Source organism: Halobacillus ihumii (assembly GCF_902726645.1).
Lineage (GTDB): Bacteria > Bacillota > Bacilli > Bacillales > Halobacillaceae > Halobacillus_A > Halobacillus_A ihumii.
The window spans coordinates 2,721,406-2,737,087 of sequence record NZ_CACVAO010000001.1; the positions used below are offsets into that span (position 1 = coordinate 2,721,406).

Here is a 15,682-nt window from a genome sequence, read left to right on the forward strand (position 1 = left end):
GTGGGGTAAAGTAAAGGGTGTCCTTTTTTCATAAGGGCGTCAGATTTCGGCTGTTATGGCCAGTTAATTATATAATTTCCAGGATAGTTTCAATGACTCAACGATATAATTCGCTGCTTCTTCCTCGTTAAGCTGGTCTGTCATTAATTTAGAATGATGATCAGCATAAATCTCTTTTCTAGCATGAAACAACGATTCAACTTCCTCTATTGTACGCCCTTGCAAAACTGGACGAGTTTCAATTAATAAACTGAGTCTTTCCTTCCATGCCTCCCATGAAATATCCAGGTGAAAGACAATACAATGGTTGAGACAGGCATGACGTATTTCTTCTTGCAGGAAAGCCCCTCCTCCAAGAGAAATCACTTTTAAATTTTGTTGACAAAGCTCTGTAATGAGGTTCCTTTCCGCTTTACGAAACTCATTTTCGCCCAACGTTTTAAAAATCTCTGGAATCGACATTTGATAGTTATCCTCGATTTCTTTATCGATGTCAATAAAGCTTCGATTCAGTTTTTGAGCAACTAGCTTTCCGATTGAAGTCTTACCTACTCCCATAAAGCCTATAAACACAATACTTTTTTCTTTTAATGGAAATTCTCTCTGTGAATTTTCTTCATACCCCATAGATATAGCATCCTTTAGTTAGTAGATTTGAAATGCGATGAACAAATAAAAAGTTGAATTGATTATATTATACTGCACTTGTTTTGGCAAAAAGCGCTCCAAGCGATTTCAGTCGTTCTGGCATTTGGATGAGGAGAAAGTGGTCGGGGAAATAACTCGCTTTCCGTGGCCCCACAGGATGCGGGTTATGTTTTAAAGTCGAACGAGGCTGGGACATAAGTAAATCTCTAAAGCGAAAAGACGAAAGAAATTCTGTTTAAGCGAAGTATATTTTCGTAGCGGTTGTATGCACCAATTACAGTATTACTTAGTTCAGATTTTCAATTGATAAACGGGACGATTGTGGAGCAACACGAATAAAAAGTGATCTATCAGTCTTTAGTTTTTGTAAAGGAGCAGTTATCAAATTGACGCATATAAAAAAGAATTGTAAGTTTATAAGAAGTTTTATAGAATGACACTAATATAAATGGTGGTACAAGCCAGTAAATATAATTGAGTTAAGGAGATCTTCACATGGAGCGTAATAGCAAAGTATTAAGAGTGAAGGGAAAAGTAATGGATGGACAGTCTCCCGTAATCTGTCTTCCATTGATCGGGAAGAATACAGAAGAGCTGATGACGGAACTGAAGACTATTAAAGCGCAAGAACCTGACATGATTGAATGGCGTGCGGACTTTTTTGAGAAACTGGATGAGGAAGAAAAAGTGATGGAGGCGCTTTTGAAGATTGAAGATCTAGCAGGTGAAATTCCACTTTTATTTACGATTCGCTCGGTTGAAGAAGGTGGGGAACCGATTCCTTTGGATGAAGAAACAAAAGTCCATTTACTTACTAGTTTAATAGAAACAAACAAGATTGAGCTGGTGGATTACGAATTACATAATGAAGATAGATATATAAAGCATTTGCGGGAAGTTACTAAGAGCCATGGGGTGAAGCTTATGGTCTCTTATCATAACTTTAAGCAAACACCTTCATTAGAAGCACTTCTAGAAAAAGGAAAAAAGGCGGAGCAATATCAAGCGGACCTCATTAAGATTGCAGTTATGCCTGCAGATATGAAGGATGTACTAGTTTTGCTAGAAGCTACTCATAATTTAGACACACATCTCACCATCCCTGTGGTGGCTATATCAATGGGAGAACACGGATCAATCAGCAGAATGTTCGGGTGGAGATTTGGTTCTCTAATTACATTTGCAGTTGGACACCAAGGCTCCGCCCCCGGCCAAATACCTCTTAAAGATTTAAGGACTGTAGTGGACATAATCAAGAAATCATTGTAATCAATCGTTACAATCAGTTCGAACAACAAGTAAGATAATGATAAAGGAAAAGAGCCAAAGGCATAGCCCTGGCTCTTTTTCCTTTAATTATTTATTATTTGTAAAATGAAGCACCAACAATAATGAGAAGGATAAACAACACCACAATCAAGGCAAAGTTGTTACCGCGTCTGCGTCCATGACCACATTTACCGTAGCCGCCGAATCCGCCTACGTTGTTGTTTCCGTAACCGCCGAATCCGCCTACATTGTTTCCGTAGCCGCCAAATCCGCCTACATTATTTCCGAATCCACCTACGTTATTTCCGTAACCCATAATCTCACCACCTTTTTAATCTATATAAGTACTTTATGAAAACATTAGAATGGCGGAAGGGCTGATGACTAGATGGAATGACGAAATCGGGACATTTATTATGAGTTTAGAGTGACAGGATTCAAGAAGATTAGGGAAGATGCATTAGAAGCCTGCATCTTTTCACAAGACACGTTGAAAAGAACTTTTTTTCAAAAAGGCGGGGATGATTCCAAATTTCTTTGAACAAACATGTAATGACTTGTTCCGTTTTTTTAGTGTCCTGTAACTCGTTTAGGATCAGAGGGTATAAAAAGTGGATGTATTTATGATACAACTGGTCGAGTGCCTTTTTGTCTTTATGTATAATCCGAGTAATTAATTCTTGGTCCACATTCAACTGTTCCGCCCCCCTCTTCTTCCAAGTCAAATATAAAATACCCCGAAATGTATTTTATGAAACCTTTACGGCATGTCTATCGACTTATATTTTCGCTTGTTTCGGATAATGGTAGGCCCTTGTTCCCGATGATGAGTGTATAAAGTCATGGTCCAGGCCAGCGAAAATCAATCATTATATTTCCCAGGATATTTTGCATCTTCTTAAAAGGTTTTTTCTCTGTAAAAACTACGCACATATTTTGTCGTATGTCTATAGTTGTAGTATAGTTAGAGGGAGCGTGACTTTTCAGAATATATTGTCAAACTAGAGAGGGGTACACCGAATGACGATGCAAGGTCTATTATATCAACCAAAAATTGCTGAAGTCTTAAAGAATATTAACAAAGTAATGATTGGTAAGGAAGAAGCAGCATTATTAAGTGTCATTGCTTTGCTTGCCAAGGGTCATGTTTTGCTGGAAGATGTACCAGGTGTAGGGAAGACAATGCTTGTCCGGACGCTCGCCAAGTCGCTAGATTGTGATTTTAAGCGTATTCAATTCACACCAGATCTGTTGCCTTCTGATGTAACAGGTGTTTCGATATATAATCCTAAAGAACTTCAATTTGAGTTTCGTCCTGGACCGATTTTAGGAAACGTTGTTTTGGCGGACGAGATTAACCGAACATCACCTAAAACGCAGTCTGCGTTGTTAGAGGGGATGGAGGAAACGAGTATTACGGTTGATGGGGAAGCTGTACCTCTAAATCAGCCATTTTTCGTAATGGCTACACAAAACCCGATCGAATATGAAGGGACATATCCGTTGCCTGAAGCTCAACTGGATCGCTTTTTACTAAAGCTTAAAATGGGTTATCCATCAGCTAAACAAGAGGTAGACATGCTTACGCGAACCTCCGGAAGTCACCCGATTCACACGATTGAAGCTGTGATTTCAAGAGATGAATTGATTGATCTTCAGAAGCAGGCAGAAGAGGTCTATGTCGATCAGACGGTCAATCGATATATTGTAGATATTGTAACAGGAACGCGTACACATAATGGAGTATATCTCGGAGTGAGTCCACGTGGCTCGATTGCGCTTATGAAGGCAGCAAAAGCCTATGCTTTTATACAAGATCGGGATTATGTAATTCCTGATGACATAAAATATCTAGCACCTTATGTATTAGCCCATCGAATGATTCTAACGTCAGAATCTAAATTTGAAGGGACAGCAGCAGAGGATATTGTTGATGAGCTTCTCACTGTAACTTCGATACCGGTGCAGAGGAATGTGAGTGAATGAAACGATCTGTTCGATTCACAGGCAGGTTAGTAGTGATCTTGCTTATATTTGCCGTCCTATTTTCTTATGCCATGTTTCAGGGGGGCTTCGTAAGTTGGTTTTTATTCTACAGTTTCCTTCCATTTCTTCTCTATATGACTGGTCTTACTTTTTATTCAATGGATAATTGGGAAGTCAATCGTTATTTTTCCAAGAGGGTAGCTGCAGCAGGAGAAACCATTCATGTAGATGTTGTGATTCGAAGAAAGTTTTTGTTTCCGATGTATTATTGTGTGATTGAGGAACTTTTTCCCGAGTCATTAATGAAGCGGGACAATCACGTTGAGAAATATCGAAACATGGATAATCCAGCGGGCTTGACTCAATCACGACAAATAAAGAAAGTAGCTTTTCCATGGTTTAAGCGAACAATTCGCTATCAATATGAAATGGAAGAGTTGCCAAGAGGCGAGCATCATCTGCGTGCTCTTCGTGTGAAAACCGGGGATTTCTTTGGGTTTATAACAAAAGAAGCAACCTACGAGCTCGACAATAGGCTTGTTGTTTTTCCTCATAAAAGACCGGTGAAGTTGAAGGAGAGTGCTCAAAGCTTTGAACAAGGTGTCAGCCCCTCTTTTAAATTAAATGAGAAAAATACAAATGTTGTCTCAGGGGTTAGAGAGTATGTCCCTGGGGATCGCTTCGCCTGGATTGACTGGAAGACAACAGCGAAAAGTAATCAAATGATGACAAAAGAGTTTGAGCAGGAAAAAAGTGTAGATATGCTGGTCATATTAAATGCCGTGAATGAGCCGGATATGAATCCGTTAAGTTTTGAAGGGGCAGTTGAATTTAGTGCATCGTTACTGGATGAGATGCACAGCAGGTCTTCACAGCTCGCTTTTATGACACTTGGAGACGAGAAGAGGTATTTTCCATTTCAGAATGATTATACTCAGAGAGATTTGATCCAGGAACACCTTGCTAAAATTCGCCCTAACGGAAAAATACCTTTCGTTGAACAGCTGGAGCGAGAGCTTGCACAGAATCGTGCAGGGATGCTGCTTCTAATTGTCAGCCATCACTTAGATGCGCAAATGGTCGTCACTTTATCTCGACTAGCACAGAAAAGTAAGCGGCTGGTTTTCTTCTATGTCAAACCGCAGAGTCAAATAGATTTTCAAGTTCATAAATGGTTCAAGCAGTTAAAAAACAATGGAATTCTTGTGAACACCATCTCAGAAGGGGAATTAACACAGCTGGAATTTGAGGTGAACACGTAATGGACATCTCACAGGGAAAGCAAAGTCTGATCTATCAAATCGTTATCTATATATGTGGTTTTTTACTATTTTGTGAGTGGTTAAGGCCATTAGAAATGATTTCAGAGACGCAAAATGTCAAAGTGTTTTTCATCTATGCGGGTTTTTGTTTTTTTATTTCGTTTTTGCAGATAAACTGGATGATTTCGGTTCCTCTAAAACTGCTTGGACTAATGTTTATTATCGACGGCTTGTATGTAGCTGAGCAAATTTTCAGCGGGCAATGGTTTGCCGTCGTTTATAATCAGGTGATGTACAATATTCAAGTGATCCAAGGTCAACAATGGTGGGAAATGACCCCATTGTTTAGAAGTCTATTATTTTTAATTTTATTATGGCTCATGAGTTATTTGCTATACTACTGGTTTATCATCGCTAAGCGGATGCTGTTTTTTGTAACATTAACCTTTGTGTATGTCACTATTGTCGATACCTTTACGGTTTATGACGGTCAGTGGGCCATCATTCGTACATTTATATTAGGAATGATTTCATTAGGGTTATCTCATTTCTTTAAGGAAATGGACAGGGAGAAGGTTTCCTTACAGGGGGTAAAGAAAGCCCATTTATGGGTTGCTCCGTTAATAGGAGTGATTATTTTCTCTACCTTAGCAGGATATGCAGCTCCGAAGCTAGACCCCCAATGGCCGGACCCCGTTCCATATTTAACTAGTGGTGACAGTGGAGCAGGAAGCGGCCCAGGAGGCAGGATTCAGAAGGTGGGTTATGGTGAAAACGACTCAAGACTAGGCGGATCCTTTGTTCAGGATGACACGGTAGTGTTTCAGGCTTTAGCTGCCAATAAGCAATACTGGCGAATTGAATCAAAAGACACTTATACCGGAAAAGGCTGGGAGGATACGCTCGATAAACCGGTTACGAATGTTTCACCTGATAATATTGAGTTTCAAACGTACACGGATCAAGTGGAAACAGAAGAACAGGTGGCGTTGTTGAATTTCACGGACGATGCCGAGTTTAATAAATTGGTTTATCCATATGGAATACAGGCGCTGGAGCGTTTTCCAGACCGGTTTAATATTGCTTTACACGAGAATACAGGAGAGATGGATACCTTGCAGGAAGGGAATCCTGACCAGGTGCAGCAATATATCACTCAATATGAAGCCCCTTCTTTTGAATATAAACAATTAAGGGAAGCGGACGGCGAAGACCCTGAAGAGATAAAGGAGCGCTATTTGCAGTTGCCGGACTCCCTGCCAGATCGTGTTCGAGAACTGGCAAGTGAGATTGTCAGCGAAGAAGATAATAGGTATGACCGGGCAAAAGCTGTTGAATCGTATTTTTCTGCGAATGGCTTTAAATATTCAACGACAAATGTCCCGGTACCAAAGGAAAATCAGGATTATGTTGATCAATTTCTGTTTGAGTCGAAAATCGGCTACTGTGACAACTTCTCTACATCTATGGTTGTTTTACTTCGAGCAGAAGGTATTCCCGCCCGCTGGGTTAAAGGGTTTACTGGTGGGGAACGCCAAAATGAAACAGCAACAATTAAAAATCAAACGTTAAACATTTATGAAGTAACCAGTGGAAATGCTCATTCATGGGTTGAAGTTTATTTTCCAGAAATCGGCTGGGTCCCATTTGAACCGACCCAGGGTTTCACAAACAATACAGACTTTCACATGGACGTTGAAGAAACAGATAATGAGGAAGCGACTCCTGCAAGTGCTGATGAACCAGAACAGGACGAAACATTGGGCAGGCCGGAACAAATGCGGCAGCAACAAACTGAGGCGAGTGCCGGTCAATCAAATGTCAACATCAGCCAGAAGTCGATCACATTATGGATTAGCTTGGCAGCGGCCCTGCTCCTTGCAGCCATCCTCTATATCACCCGGTTCAAGTGGATGTCGGCCATTTTAATTCGAAGGTTTAAAAAAATGGACCGTGAAGATACCTATGATCGTGCTTTTCACTACCTATTGAGAGTGCTGGCTCATAAAAAAGGAATTAAACGTAATTCTAACCAGACGCTCCGGGATTACGCAAGGCAGGTCGATGCTCATTTCCAATCGAACGATATGCGTAAGTTAACCAATCATTACGAGCGTGCCTTATATCGAAATGAAAAGGGTATTGAGCATTGGCGCAAGGTCACAGAATTATGGGAAAATTTAATTAAAAGAGCATTGTCTTGATTCCGTATCATGCTGTTGATAGAATGAATGAAAATCAATGGTATGACCCTTCATATATCCTTGGAAATTGGTCCGAGAGTCTCTACCGGAACGCCTTAAACGTTCTGACTATGAAGGCAGGAATCGTGTGAGACGTATTTTGACATGGACTTCTGCCTTCACCGGATCAGTTCGGAGGCAGAAGTCTATTTTTTTATATGGATCGTTTGATAGATTGATGATTCACCAAATTAAAGATGGCGGGGCTCGCCTGAATTGGGGAGCCTAGTCAAGTAAGGAGCTGAATGTGTATGGAACAAGTAAAAGGCATGATCCTTGTACTGGATTTTGGCAGTCAATATAATCAGTTGATCACTCGTCGCATTCGTGAATTTGGAGTGTATAGTGAACTGCATTCTCACAAACTGACAGCTGCAGAGATAAAAGACATGAACCCTAGTGGGATCATTCTCTCAGGCGGCCCAAATAGTGTGTATGGCGAGGATAGCTTTCGTTGTGATGAGGAGTTATTTGAATTAGGTATCCCTGTACTGGGAATTTGTTATGGTATGCAGCTGATGACCCATCATTTCGGCGGGAAGGTAGAACGAGCTAAGGAGCGGGAATATGGTAAGGCGGATATCTCCATCCATGAAGACCCTCTATTGTTTCGCAAAACTCCAAAGCAACAAACGGTGTGGATGAGTCATAGTGATAAAGTGATTGCTCCACCAGAAGAGTTCAGAATTGATGCTACAAGTTCCTCTTGTCCTGTCGCGGCTATGAGTAATGTGGATACGAATATGTATGGCGTGCAGTTCCACCCTGAAGTACGTCATTCAGAGTATGGCAACGACCTTTTGCGCAGCTTCGTCTTCGAAGCTTGTGAGGCGACTGATGATTGGACGATGGAACACGTGGTAGATATGGAAGTGGAAAAAATCCGTGCTAAAGTAGGGGATCGCAAAGTACTATGTGCGTTAAGCGGGGGTGTCGATTCCTCTGTTGTAGCAGCCTTAATTCATAAAGCGATTGGGGACCAGCTGACTTGTATTTTTGTCGATCATGGTCTGCTGCGTAAGCATGAAGCAGACGACGTCATGCGTACATTGGGTGACGGATTCCAAATGAATATCATAAAGGTGGATGCCAAAGATCGTTTCCTTGGGAAGCTTGCTGGGGTATCTGACCCTGAGAAGAAGCGGAAAATCATTGGAAATGAATTTATTCGTGTATTTGATGATGAAGCAGACAACCTCAAAGATATTGATTTTCTTGCCCAAGGAACTCTGTACACAGATATTATCGAAAGTGGGACAGAGACGGCCCAAACGATCAAGTCCCACCACAATGTCGGCGGCTTGCCCGAAGATATGCAGTTTGAATTGATCGAACCTTTGAATACTCTTTTCAAAGATGAAGTTCGCGCTCTAGGTACAGAACTCGGAGTACCTGAGCATATCGTATGGAGACAGCCGTTCCCAGGACCAGGGCTTGCCATTAGAATTCTTGGTGAGGTATCTGAAGATAAGCTTGAGATTGTCCGTGAATCAGATGCTATTTTGCGGGAAGAAGTGAAGAACGCAGGTTTGGATCGTGATATTTGGCAATACTTTACGGTGCTGCCAAACATCAAGTCTGTCGGAGTTATGGGAGATGAACGCACTTATGACCATACGATTGGGATCCGTGCTGTTACATCGGTTGATGGAATGACATCAGACTGGGCGCGTATTCCCTGGGATGTACTTGAGAAAATCTCTACTCGAATCGTAAATGAAGTCGACCACATCAACCGCGTTGTCTACGATGTGACTAGTAAGCCGCCATCCACAATTGAGTGGGAATAAACGAATTATTATTTGTTTTATCTTTTAAATGTTCGTGTTTTGTGTTGACGAATTACGTCGAAACTTGTAAGATTGAAAAATAATAACTGAATAACTTTTTCGTATAATTTTGGGGATATGGCCCATAAGTTTCTACCAGACCACCGTAAATGGATCTGACTACGTTTAAGAATATAACCACACGATTAACTATGTGCCGGTTATTTTCCTAGTAGATTCGTAGAACACTCTTGGCCAATGCCAGGGGTGTTTTTTATTATGGTTGTGTGTATCAACGACGGATCAGAGCAACAATCTATGCGAAAACAGCCTTTATTTTACTTCTTGGTCTGGGAAGGATTTGCCTCCTGAAGGGCTTCAGGAGAGGGAAGTTTCCTGAAAAAGGCGTTTAGTTATATAAACAACTAAGAAAAACGATCATGAGTGAACCAGGGGAGGAACATAAACATGAAGAAATTTTTTAAATTTGAGGAGCATGGAACAAACTATCGGACAGAATTTTTAGCAGGGATGACGACATTCCTGGCTATGGCGTATATTTTATTCGTCAACCCATCGACGTTGGCACTCGTTGGAGTGGAAGAACTTCCGGAAGGTGTAACCCGTATTGACCAGGGAGCTGTTTTCACAGCAACAGCGATCGCTGCGGCTGTCGGAACATTGATTATGGGTGTGCTGGCTAAGTATCCGATCGCTTTAGCGCCGGGAATGGGCTTGAACGCTTTTTTTGCCTACACGGTTATTCTCACATACGGAATATCATGGGAAACAGCTCTCGCAGGAGTACTGGCATCTGGACTTATTTTTATCGTATTAACGTTAACAGGACTCCGCGAAAGCATCATTAATGCCATCCCTGGTAATCTGAAGCTGGCCGTTGGTGCAGGGATAGGATTATATATTGCATTCATTGGATTTCAAAACTCTGGAATCGTTCAAAATAGTGATGCCACATTAGTTGCACTTGGTGACTTAACAGAGCCGACAACACTGCTAGCGATATTCGGAATTATTGCGTCCGTTGTCTTCTTATCACTTGGAATAAAAGGTGGTATTTTCTACGGAATGATTTTGACAGCTATAGCAGGCATGGTCACAGGTTTGATTGCACCCCCTACAGCGATTAATGATGTGGTTGGGCCCGTACCAAGCGTAGCCCCTACCTTTGGCGCTGCACTCACACACTTTGGAGATATTTTCACCCTGGAAATGTTAGTGGTTATTCTGACCTTCCTGTTTGTTGATTTCTTTGACACAGCGGGAACACTTGTAGCTGTAGCCAATCAAGCCGGATATATGAAAGATAACAAGCTTCCGAGAGCTGGACGAGCTTTATTCGCGGATTCTGCAGCAACGGTAGTTGGATCGGTTGTTGGAACATCGACAACGACTTCTTATATTGAATCAACAGCTGGAGTTGGAGCGGGTGGAAGAACAGGTTTCACATCTGTTGTAACAGCAGGTTTCTTTCTTCTAGCCCTGTTTTTTTCACCGCTATTATCCGTTATTACACAAGAAGTTACAGCGCCAGCACTGATTATCGTTGGCGTGCTCATGGCCTCGACATTGAAGGACATTGATTGGGACCAATTTGAAATTGCAGTTCCAGCTTTCTTCACCATTACCGCGATGCCGCTTACGTACAGCATTGCCACGGGAATCGCTATCGGCTTTATCTTTTATCCGATAACGATGTGGTTAAAAGGACGAGGAAAAGAAATTCACCCGATCATGTATCTCCTTTTCGTGATCTTCATCTTGTATTTTATTTTCTTAGCTTAAACGCTATTGTAAGCAGAGCAGCAACCAACGGAAATGGGACGGCTTGCTTTATTGCACTAAACTTTTACGAATTGCACGGAGTTTGGTGTGAATTGCATATTTAACGTTTACTCATCTTCGAGATGACGGATCCGAATCGGCTTTTGTTTTGTTGAATCAGAAATAAAGCGGTGCAATTGGATAATGAGTAATCCGTGTTTATAGGTAGCATCGATTTTATCGCTTCGTACAGCGAAAGGAAGGTCAATGCTTCGCTCAAACGTGCCTGTTGCAATTTCCGACTTTAGCTGATGGCCGCCGCGATGATTTATTTCGATTCGTCCCGTTAATGTAAGTGTGGCGTGATCAACGACGACATCGACATTCCGCGGATGGCTCATGCCAGGAACATTCACCATACAGAGCAGTTCATTATCATATTGATAGAGATTGATTTGAGGAATAGAAGGCTTCATAAACCCTTCGAATTCGCTAAAAAAGTCCTGACCGAAAAAGTGATCTAAATTTTTCTTCCAATCATTAAATTGGTTCATTCGATCTCCCTCCAATTTTCGGCAAATGATTTAAAAAAATCTTATTGTGCCATAAACACCAGTTGTTATATAGTGTATGCATGATTGATCTTTTGGGTGATATGAAGTAGTTGCAACTGCCTGATGAAAAGGTGCAGCTGTTTATCAGATGGCCCATAATACAGGAGGAATACATGCATGCTGGATAACACCTTGGTGATGATTACCATCATTTTAGTTGTCAACATTGTTTATGTGTCATTTTTTACGCTTCGAATGATTTTCACCTTGAAGGGTCAGCGGTACTTCGCGGCATTCATCAGTATGTTTGAGATCGTTGTTTATATTTTTGGGTTAGGATTGGTGCTTGATAATCTTAACCAGATCGAAAACGTTATCGCATACGCTGTTGGTTATGGGATGGGTGTTATCGTCGGCATGAAAATTGAGGAAAAACTAGCTCTTGGTTATACGACGGTCAATGTGATTTCGTCTGAGCCGGAAATTGAGTTTACGAAGATGCTTCGCGATAAAGGGTACGGTGTGACAAGTTGGTACGCTTATGGCATGGAAGGCGACCGGCTGGCGATGCAAATTTTAACACCAAGGAAATATGAGCTTACATTGTATGAAACGATTAAATCGATTGATCCTAAAGCCTTCATCATTGCTTATGAACCGAAACAGATTCATGGAGGGTTCTGGGTGAAGCAAGTGAAGAAGGGAAGGTTGCGTAATGGCCAAGAAAAACAAGAAGCGCTTTGAAGTTCGAGACAATGAATCGCTGGATCAATGTCTGAAGCGGATAAGTAACGAAGGATATACACCCGTACGCCGTGCGGAAGAGCCAATCTTTCAGGAAGTGGTTCAAAATGGAGAAAAAAATCTGGAACCTGTAGGAAGGGTCACTGTTTTTCATGCAGTTAAGGATTAAAACCGAACATTATTTAGATTTCTATTTTTTAATGTTCGTAATTTGCGTTGACAGATGGAATCGAATATTGCTATGATTGAATCAGAAACTGCATAGAAGAACCTCATATAAGACGGGAATATGGCCCGTACGTTTCTACCCGGATACCGTAAATTTCTGGACTATGAGGGGAGATCAAGCATCTAATTCTGGACACACGTATGCCTGTTTATCTCTCCTCATTAGAGGGAGATGAGCAGGCTTTTTCGTTATCAAAAGGAGTTCGACATCAAGTGAAGAGGTGGGAGAACATGGCTGATATAGGGATTATCATGGGGAGTATGTCAGATTGGTCGACAATAAAAGCGGCATGTGATGTATTAGATGAGTTAGGGTTAAATTTTGAAACCGAGATCATTTCGGCGCACCGGACGCCTGAAGATATGTTCACATATGCGGAGGATGCGAGAGGAAGAGGAATTAAAGTGATTATTGCAGGGGCTGGAGGCGCGGCCCATCTTCCCGGGATGGTAGCAGCGAAAACGACGCTGCCGGTCATTGGGGTTCCTGTACAGTCCAAAGCTCTAGATGGTTTGGATTCTCTGCTTTCTATTGTGCAAATGCCAGGCGGCGTTCCTGTTGCGACGGTAGCAATCGGTTCAGCTGGAGCAAAAAATGCGGGGATTTTAGCTGCTGAAATGCTAGGGGCTTTTGATGATAAAATAGCTGAGCGTTTAGCGGCATACCGCGAGCAAATGAGAGGTAAAGTATCTGATATGAGGAGGGAGTTACGTGAACAATAACATCGTACGACCTGGACAAACGATCGGGATTTTAGGTGGAGGTCAGCTTGGAAGAATGATGGCAGTTGCTGCTAGGCATATGGGTTACCGGATCGCTGTACTTGATCCGACGGAGGACTGCCCTTGTGCCCAAGTTGCGGATGAGCATATTGTGGCAGCTTACGATGACAGAGAAGCTGCTGAACAGTTACTCGAACTGAGCGATGTGATTACGTACGAGTTTGAAAATGTAGATCTCAAAGTGGCTCGACTTTTCGAACAAGCAGACAAGCTTCCACAAGGAGCCTATTCGCTAGAGGTGACCCAAAATCGGGAGAAGGAAAAGCAGGTTGCTGTCGACGCTGGTCTAGCTGTGGCGAAATATGAAATTGTTCAAACGTTTGACCAATTTAAAGAAGCGATGAAAACGATCGATTTTCCGGCAGTGATCAAAACGGTTAGCGGCGGCTATGACGGAAAAGGTCAGCTTCCTCTAGGGAATGAAGAACATTTTGACGATGCAGAGACATTTATGGAAGAAGGCGGAACGTACATCGTTGAACAATGGGTTCCGTTTGAATTAGAAATCTCTCAAGTATTCACAAGGGGGCAAGATGGAGACATCACTTATTTCCCTGTTGCTGAAAACATTCATAAAAATCACATACTGCACGAAACGAGAGTGCCGGCGACAGTCTCCAAAAAAGTGGCTAAAAAAGCACAGGAAGCTGTTAAATCATTAGCTGAAAAAATGAACATTGTCGGGACGTTTGCGGTGGAAATGTTCGTGAAAGACCATGATGTCTATATAAATGAACTGGCACCAAGACCTCATAATTCTGGCCACTATACAATCGAGGCCTGTAATGTCTCCCAATTTGAGCAGCATGTGCGTGCCATTTGCGGGCTGCCGTTATTACCTATTCATTCATTCCCAGCGGCTGTTATGGTTAACGTTCTTGGAAAGCATCAGGAAATCTTACACAGTAAATTAGAACGCTATTATGGATTTCATGTGCATGATTACGGTAAAAGCGAGGCAAGGGCGACCCGGAAGATGGGACATATTACCTTTGTGGGAGAGAATTTAAAAGAAATAGATGAACTAATCAAGAACAATCAAATTCATATGTGGTAAGCGACAAGGAGGAAGACGATGATAGAACGTTATACAAGGCCTGAAATGGGTTCCATTTGGACAGAAGAAAATAGATACCAGGCATGGCTAGAAGTGGAATTGTTAGCTTGTGAAGCATGGAGTGAGCTTGGAGTCATTCCAACAGAAGATGTAGCGAAACTGCGTGAAGGAGCCTCTTTTAATATTGATCGCATTCATGAAATTGAAGCAGAAACGCGACACGATGTTGTAGCATTCACGCGGGCTGTTTCTGAAACCGTTGGGGAAGAACGTAAGTGGGTGCATTACGGATTAACGTCTACAGATGTTGTAGATACGGCTCTTTCTTATCAGCTGAAGCAGGCTAATGAAATCATTCGCAAGGACCTTGTCGCTTTCATTGATATTCTGGCTGATAAAGCTCGAGAGCATAAGCACACGGTTATGATGGGACGTACGCACGGCGTCCATGCCGAGCCGACAACGTTTGGCCTTAAGTTGGCGCTTTATTATGAAGAAATGAAGCGTAATCTCGAGCGTCTTGATCTGGCAATCAAGCATATAGAGGTTGGCAAGTTATCAGGAGCTGTAGGAACATATGCCAATATTGATCCATTTGTGGAGCAGTATGTTTGCGACAAGCTTGGTCTTTCAGCTGCACCTGTTTCGACGCAGACACTGCAGCGGGATCGTCACGCCCATTACGTGTCAACGCTTGCTTTAATTGCAGCCTCTATTGAAAAAATTGCTGTGGAAATTCGAGGCCTGCAGAAGACAGAAACTCGTGAAGTGGAAGAGTTTTTTGCAAAAGGGCAAAAAGGGTCTTCTGCTATGCCTCATAAACGAAATCCGATTGGGTCTGAGAATATGACAGGCATGGCGCGTGTGCTGCGTGGGGAAATGCTGACAGCTTTTGAGAATGTGCCGTTATGGCATGAACGTGATATTTCTCATTCTTCCGCAGAACGCGTCATCCTGCCTGATGCGACGATTGCGATTAATTACATGCTGAATCGCTTCGGAAATATCGTAAAGAATTTAACTGTATTCCCTGAGCGGATGCAGGAAAATATGGAGAAAACGTACGGTTTGATTTTCTCTCAGCGCGTATTGCTGACACTGATCGATCAGGGGATGGTGCGCGAGGAAGCGTATGATCTTGTGCAGCCTAAGGCAATGGAGGCATGGGAACGTGGAGTGCCTTTCCGGAGTTTGATTGAAGCGGATGACAAGATTACATCCACACTAACTGAAGAACAAATCGAAGCATGCTTTGACTACAAACACCACCTAAAAAATGTCGACCGCATCTTCGACCGCATCGGGTTGTAATTTACCATAATATGGATGACCAGGTCACACAACCTCAGGTCATCCA

Annotated in this window: 15 protein-coding genes and 3 riboswitches; of the genes, 12 read left to right on the forward strand and 3 right to left on the reverse strand. The window is 42.2% G+C overall.

Annotated elements, in window-relative coordinates; all coding sequences use genetic code 11:
- Positions 1-63: 63 nt before the first annotated feature.
- Entirely contained in the window at positions 64-627 is a 564-nt protein-coding gene (locus G6R08_RS13580; protein ID WP_163528664.1) for a shikimate kinase, read from the reverse strand.
- 516 nt (positions 628-1,143) lie between these two features.
- Here G6R08_RS13580 and aroD point away from each other — a divergent pair.
- Positions 1,144-1,917 (forward strand): type I 3-dehydroquinate dehydratase, encoded by a 774-nt coding sequence (gene aroD / locus G6R08_RS13585; protein WP_163528665.1) that lies wholly within the window; start codon positions 1,144-1,146, stop codon positions 1,915-1,917.
- 94 nt (positions 1,918-2,011) lie between these two features.
- On the opposite strand, the gene G6R08_RS22285 is transcribed toward aroD, so the two are convergent.
- Positions 2,012-2,233 carry a YjcZ family sporulation protein gene (locus G6R08_RS22285; protein ID WP_163528668.1) on the reverse strand — a complete coding sequence of 74 codons (222 nt, stop codon included), beginning with the start codon at positions 2,231-2,233 and terminating at the stop codon, positions 2,012-2,014.
- Between the two features lie 704 nt (positions 2,234-2,937).
- On the opposite strand from G6R08_RS22285, the gene G6R08_RS13595 reads away from it, so the two are divergent.
- The 6 genes from G6R08_RS13595 to G6R08_RS13620 all read left to right on the forward strand — a co-directional run bounded on the left by G6R08_RS13595 (position 2,938) and on the right by G6R08_RS13620 (position 10,980).
- A complete protein-coding gene (locus tag G6R08_RS13595) occupies positions 2,938-3,903 on the forward strand; it encodes an AAA family ATPase (RefSeq protein ID WP_163528669.1) in 966 nt (321 codons plus the stop codon).
- On the forward strand, positions 3,900-5,165 hold the full coding sequence (locus tag G6R08_RS13600; protein WP_163528670.1) for a DUF58 domain-containing protein: 1,266 nt from the start codon (positions 3,900-3,902) through the stop codon (positions 5,163-5,165). Before G6R08_RS13595 ends, G6R08_RS13600 begins: the two co-directional genes overlap by 4 nt.
- A complete protein-coding gene (locus G6R08_RS13605) occupies positions 5,165-7,369 on the forward strand; it encodes a DUF4129 domain-containing transglutaminase family protein (RefSeq protein ID WP_163528671.1) in 2,205 nt (734 codons plus the stop codon). Before G6R08_RS13600 ends, G6R08_RS13605 begins: the two co-directional genes overlap by 1 nt.
- Positions 7,370-7,399: 30 nt before the next feature.
- A riboswitch (purine riboswitch) is annotated at positions 7,400-7,500 on the forward strand.
- The gene (locus tag G6R08_RS13610; protein WP_163528672.1) at positions 7,497-7,637 is read left to right on the forward strand and encodes a hypothetical protein; all 141 of its coding nucleotides are present in this window, start codon (positions 7,497-7,499) and stop codon (positions 7,635-7,637) included. (Overlaps the previous riboswitch by 4 nt.)
- Before the next feature lie 22 nt (positions 7,638-7,659).
- A complete protein-coding gene (gene guaA / locus G6R08_RS13615; protein WP_163528673.1) occupies positions 7,660-9,198 on the forward strand; it encodes a glutamine-hydrolyzing GMP synthase in 1,539 nt (512 codons plus the stop codon).
- 79 nt (positions 9,199-9,277) lie between these two features.
- A riboswitch (purine riboswitch) is annotated at positions 9,278-9,380 on the forward strand.
- A gap of 265 nt (positions 9,381-9,645) precedes the next feature.
- The gene (locus G6R08_RS13620; protein ID WP_163528674.1) at positions 9,646-10,980 is read left to right on the forward strand and encodes an NCS2 family permease; all 1,335 of its coding nucleotides are present in this window, start codon (positions 9,646-9,648) and stop codon (positions 10,978-10,980) included.
- A 107-nt stretch (positions 10,981-11,087) separates the two neighbouring features.
- Here G6R08_RS13620 and G6R08_RS13625 read toward each other — a convergent pair whose 3' ends face one another.
- Entirely contained in the window at positions 11,088-11,513 is a 426-nt protein-coding gene (locus G6R08_RS13625) for an Hsp20/alpha crystallin family protein (protein WP_163528675.1), read from the reverse strand.
- Positions 11,514-11,690: 177 nt separating this feature from the next.
- Between G6R08_RS13625 and G6R08_RS13630 the strand changes: the two genes are divergently transcribed.
- The 5 genes from G6R08_RS13630 (at position 11,691) to purB (ending at position 15,636) form a co-directional block, all read left to right on the forward strand.
- Positions 11,691-12,257: a DUF2179 domain-containing protein gene (locus G6R08_RS13630; RefSeq protein WP_079525805.1), complete on the forward strand. Its 567-nt coding sequence runs from the start codon at positions 11,691-11,693 to the stop codon at positions 12,255-12,257.
- Positions 12,229-12,426 carry an NETI motif-containing protein gene (locus G6R08_RS13635; RefSeq protein WP_163528676.1) on the forward strand — a complete coding sequence of 66 codons (198 nt, stop codon included), beginning with the start codon at positions 12,229-12,231 and terminating at the stop codon, positions 12,424-12,426. The genes G6R08_RS13630 and G6R08_RS13635 overlap by 29 nt, the downstream gene beginning before the upstream one ends.
- 83 nt (positions 12,427-12,509) lie before the next feature.
- Positions 12,510-12,610: riboswitch (purine riboswitch) on the forward strand.
- 106 nt (positions 12,611-12,716) lie between these two features.
- Positions 12,717-13,208 carry a 5-(carboxyamino)imidazole ribonucleotide mutase gene (purE, locus tag G6R08_RS13640; protein WP_163528677.1) on the forward strand — a complete coding sequence of 164 codons (492 nt, stop codon included), beginning with the start codon at positions 12,717-12,719 and terminating at the stop codon, positions 13,206-13,208.
- Positions 13,198-14,325 carry a 5-(carboxyamino)imidazole ribonucleotide synthase gene (purK, locus tag G6R08_RS13645; protein ID WP_163528678.1) on the forward strand — a complete coding sequence of 376 codons (1,128 nt, stop codon included), beginning with the start codon at positions 13,198-13,200 and terminating at the stop codon, positions 14,323-14,325. The genes purE and purK overlap by 11 nt, the downstream gene beginning before the upstream one ends.
- Before the next feature lie 18 nt (positions 14,326-14,343).
- Positions 14,344-15,636 (forward strand): adenylosuccinate lyase, encoded by a 1,293-nt coding sequence (gene purB, locus G6R08_RS13650; protein ID WP_163528679.1) that lies wholly within the window; start codon positions 14,344-14,346, stop codon positions 15,634-15,636.
- Positions 15,637-15,682: the final 46 nt, after the last annotated feature.

Excerpts from the sequence above, each read along its gene's own strand:
- G6R08_RS13600 (WP_163528670.1), top strand. The coding sequence starts at position 3,900 with ATGAAACGATCTGTTCGATTCACAGGCAGGTTAGTAGTGATCTTGCTT.
- G6R08_RS13620 (WP_163528674.1), top strand. The coding sequence starts at position 9,646 with ATGAAGAAATTTTTTAAATTTGAGGAGCATGGAACAAACTATCGGACA.
- purB (WP_163528679.1), top strand. The coding sequence starts at position 14,344 with ATGATAGAACGTTATACAAGGCCTGAAATGGGTTCCATTTGGACAGAA.
- aroD (WP_163528665.1), top strand. The coding sequence starts at position 1,144 with ATGGAGCGTAATAGCAAAGTATTAAGAGTGAAGGGAAAAGTAATGGAT.
- guaA (WP_163528673.1), top strand. The coding sequence starts at position 7,660 with ATGGAACAAGTAAAAGGCATGATCCTTGTACTGGATTTTGGCAGTCAA.
- G6R08_RS13635 (WP_163528676.1), top strand. The coding sequence starts at position 12,229 with ATGGCCAAGAAAAACAAGAAGCGCTTTGAAGTTCGAGACAATGAATCG.
- G6R08_RS13580 (WP_163528664.1), bottom strand. The coding sequence starts at position 627 with ATGGGGTATGAAGAAAATTCACAGAGAGAATTTCCATTAAAAGAAAAA.
- G6R08_RS13625 (WP_163528675.1), bottom strand. The coding sequence starts at position 11,513 with ATGAACCAATTTAATGATTGGAAGAAAAATTTAGATCACTTTTTCGGT.
- G6R08_RS13605 (WP_163528671.1), top strand. The coding sequence starts at position 5,165 with ATGGACATCTCACAGGGAAAGCAAAGTCTGATCTATCAAATCGTTATC.
- purE (WP_163528677.1), top strand. The coding sequence starts at position 12,717 with ATGGCTGATATAGGGATTATCATGGGGAGTATGTCAGATTGGTCGACA.
- G6R08_RS13595 (WP_163528669.1), top strand. The coding sequence starts at position 2,938 with ATGACGATGCAAGGTCTATTATATCAACCAAAAATTGCTGAAGTCTTA.
- G6R08_RS22285 (WP_163528668.1), bottom strand. The coding sequence starts at position 2,233 with ATGGGTTACGGAAATAACGTAGGTGGATTCGGAAATAATGTAGGCGGA.
- G6R08_RS13630 (WP_079525805.1), top strand. The coding sequence starts at position 11,691 with ATGCTGGATAACACCTTGGTGATGATTACCATCATTTTAGTTGTCAAC.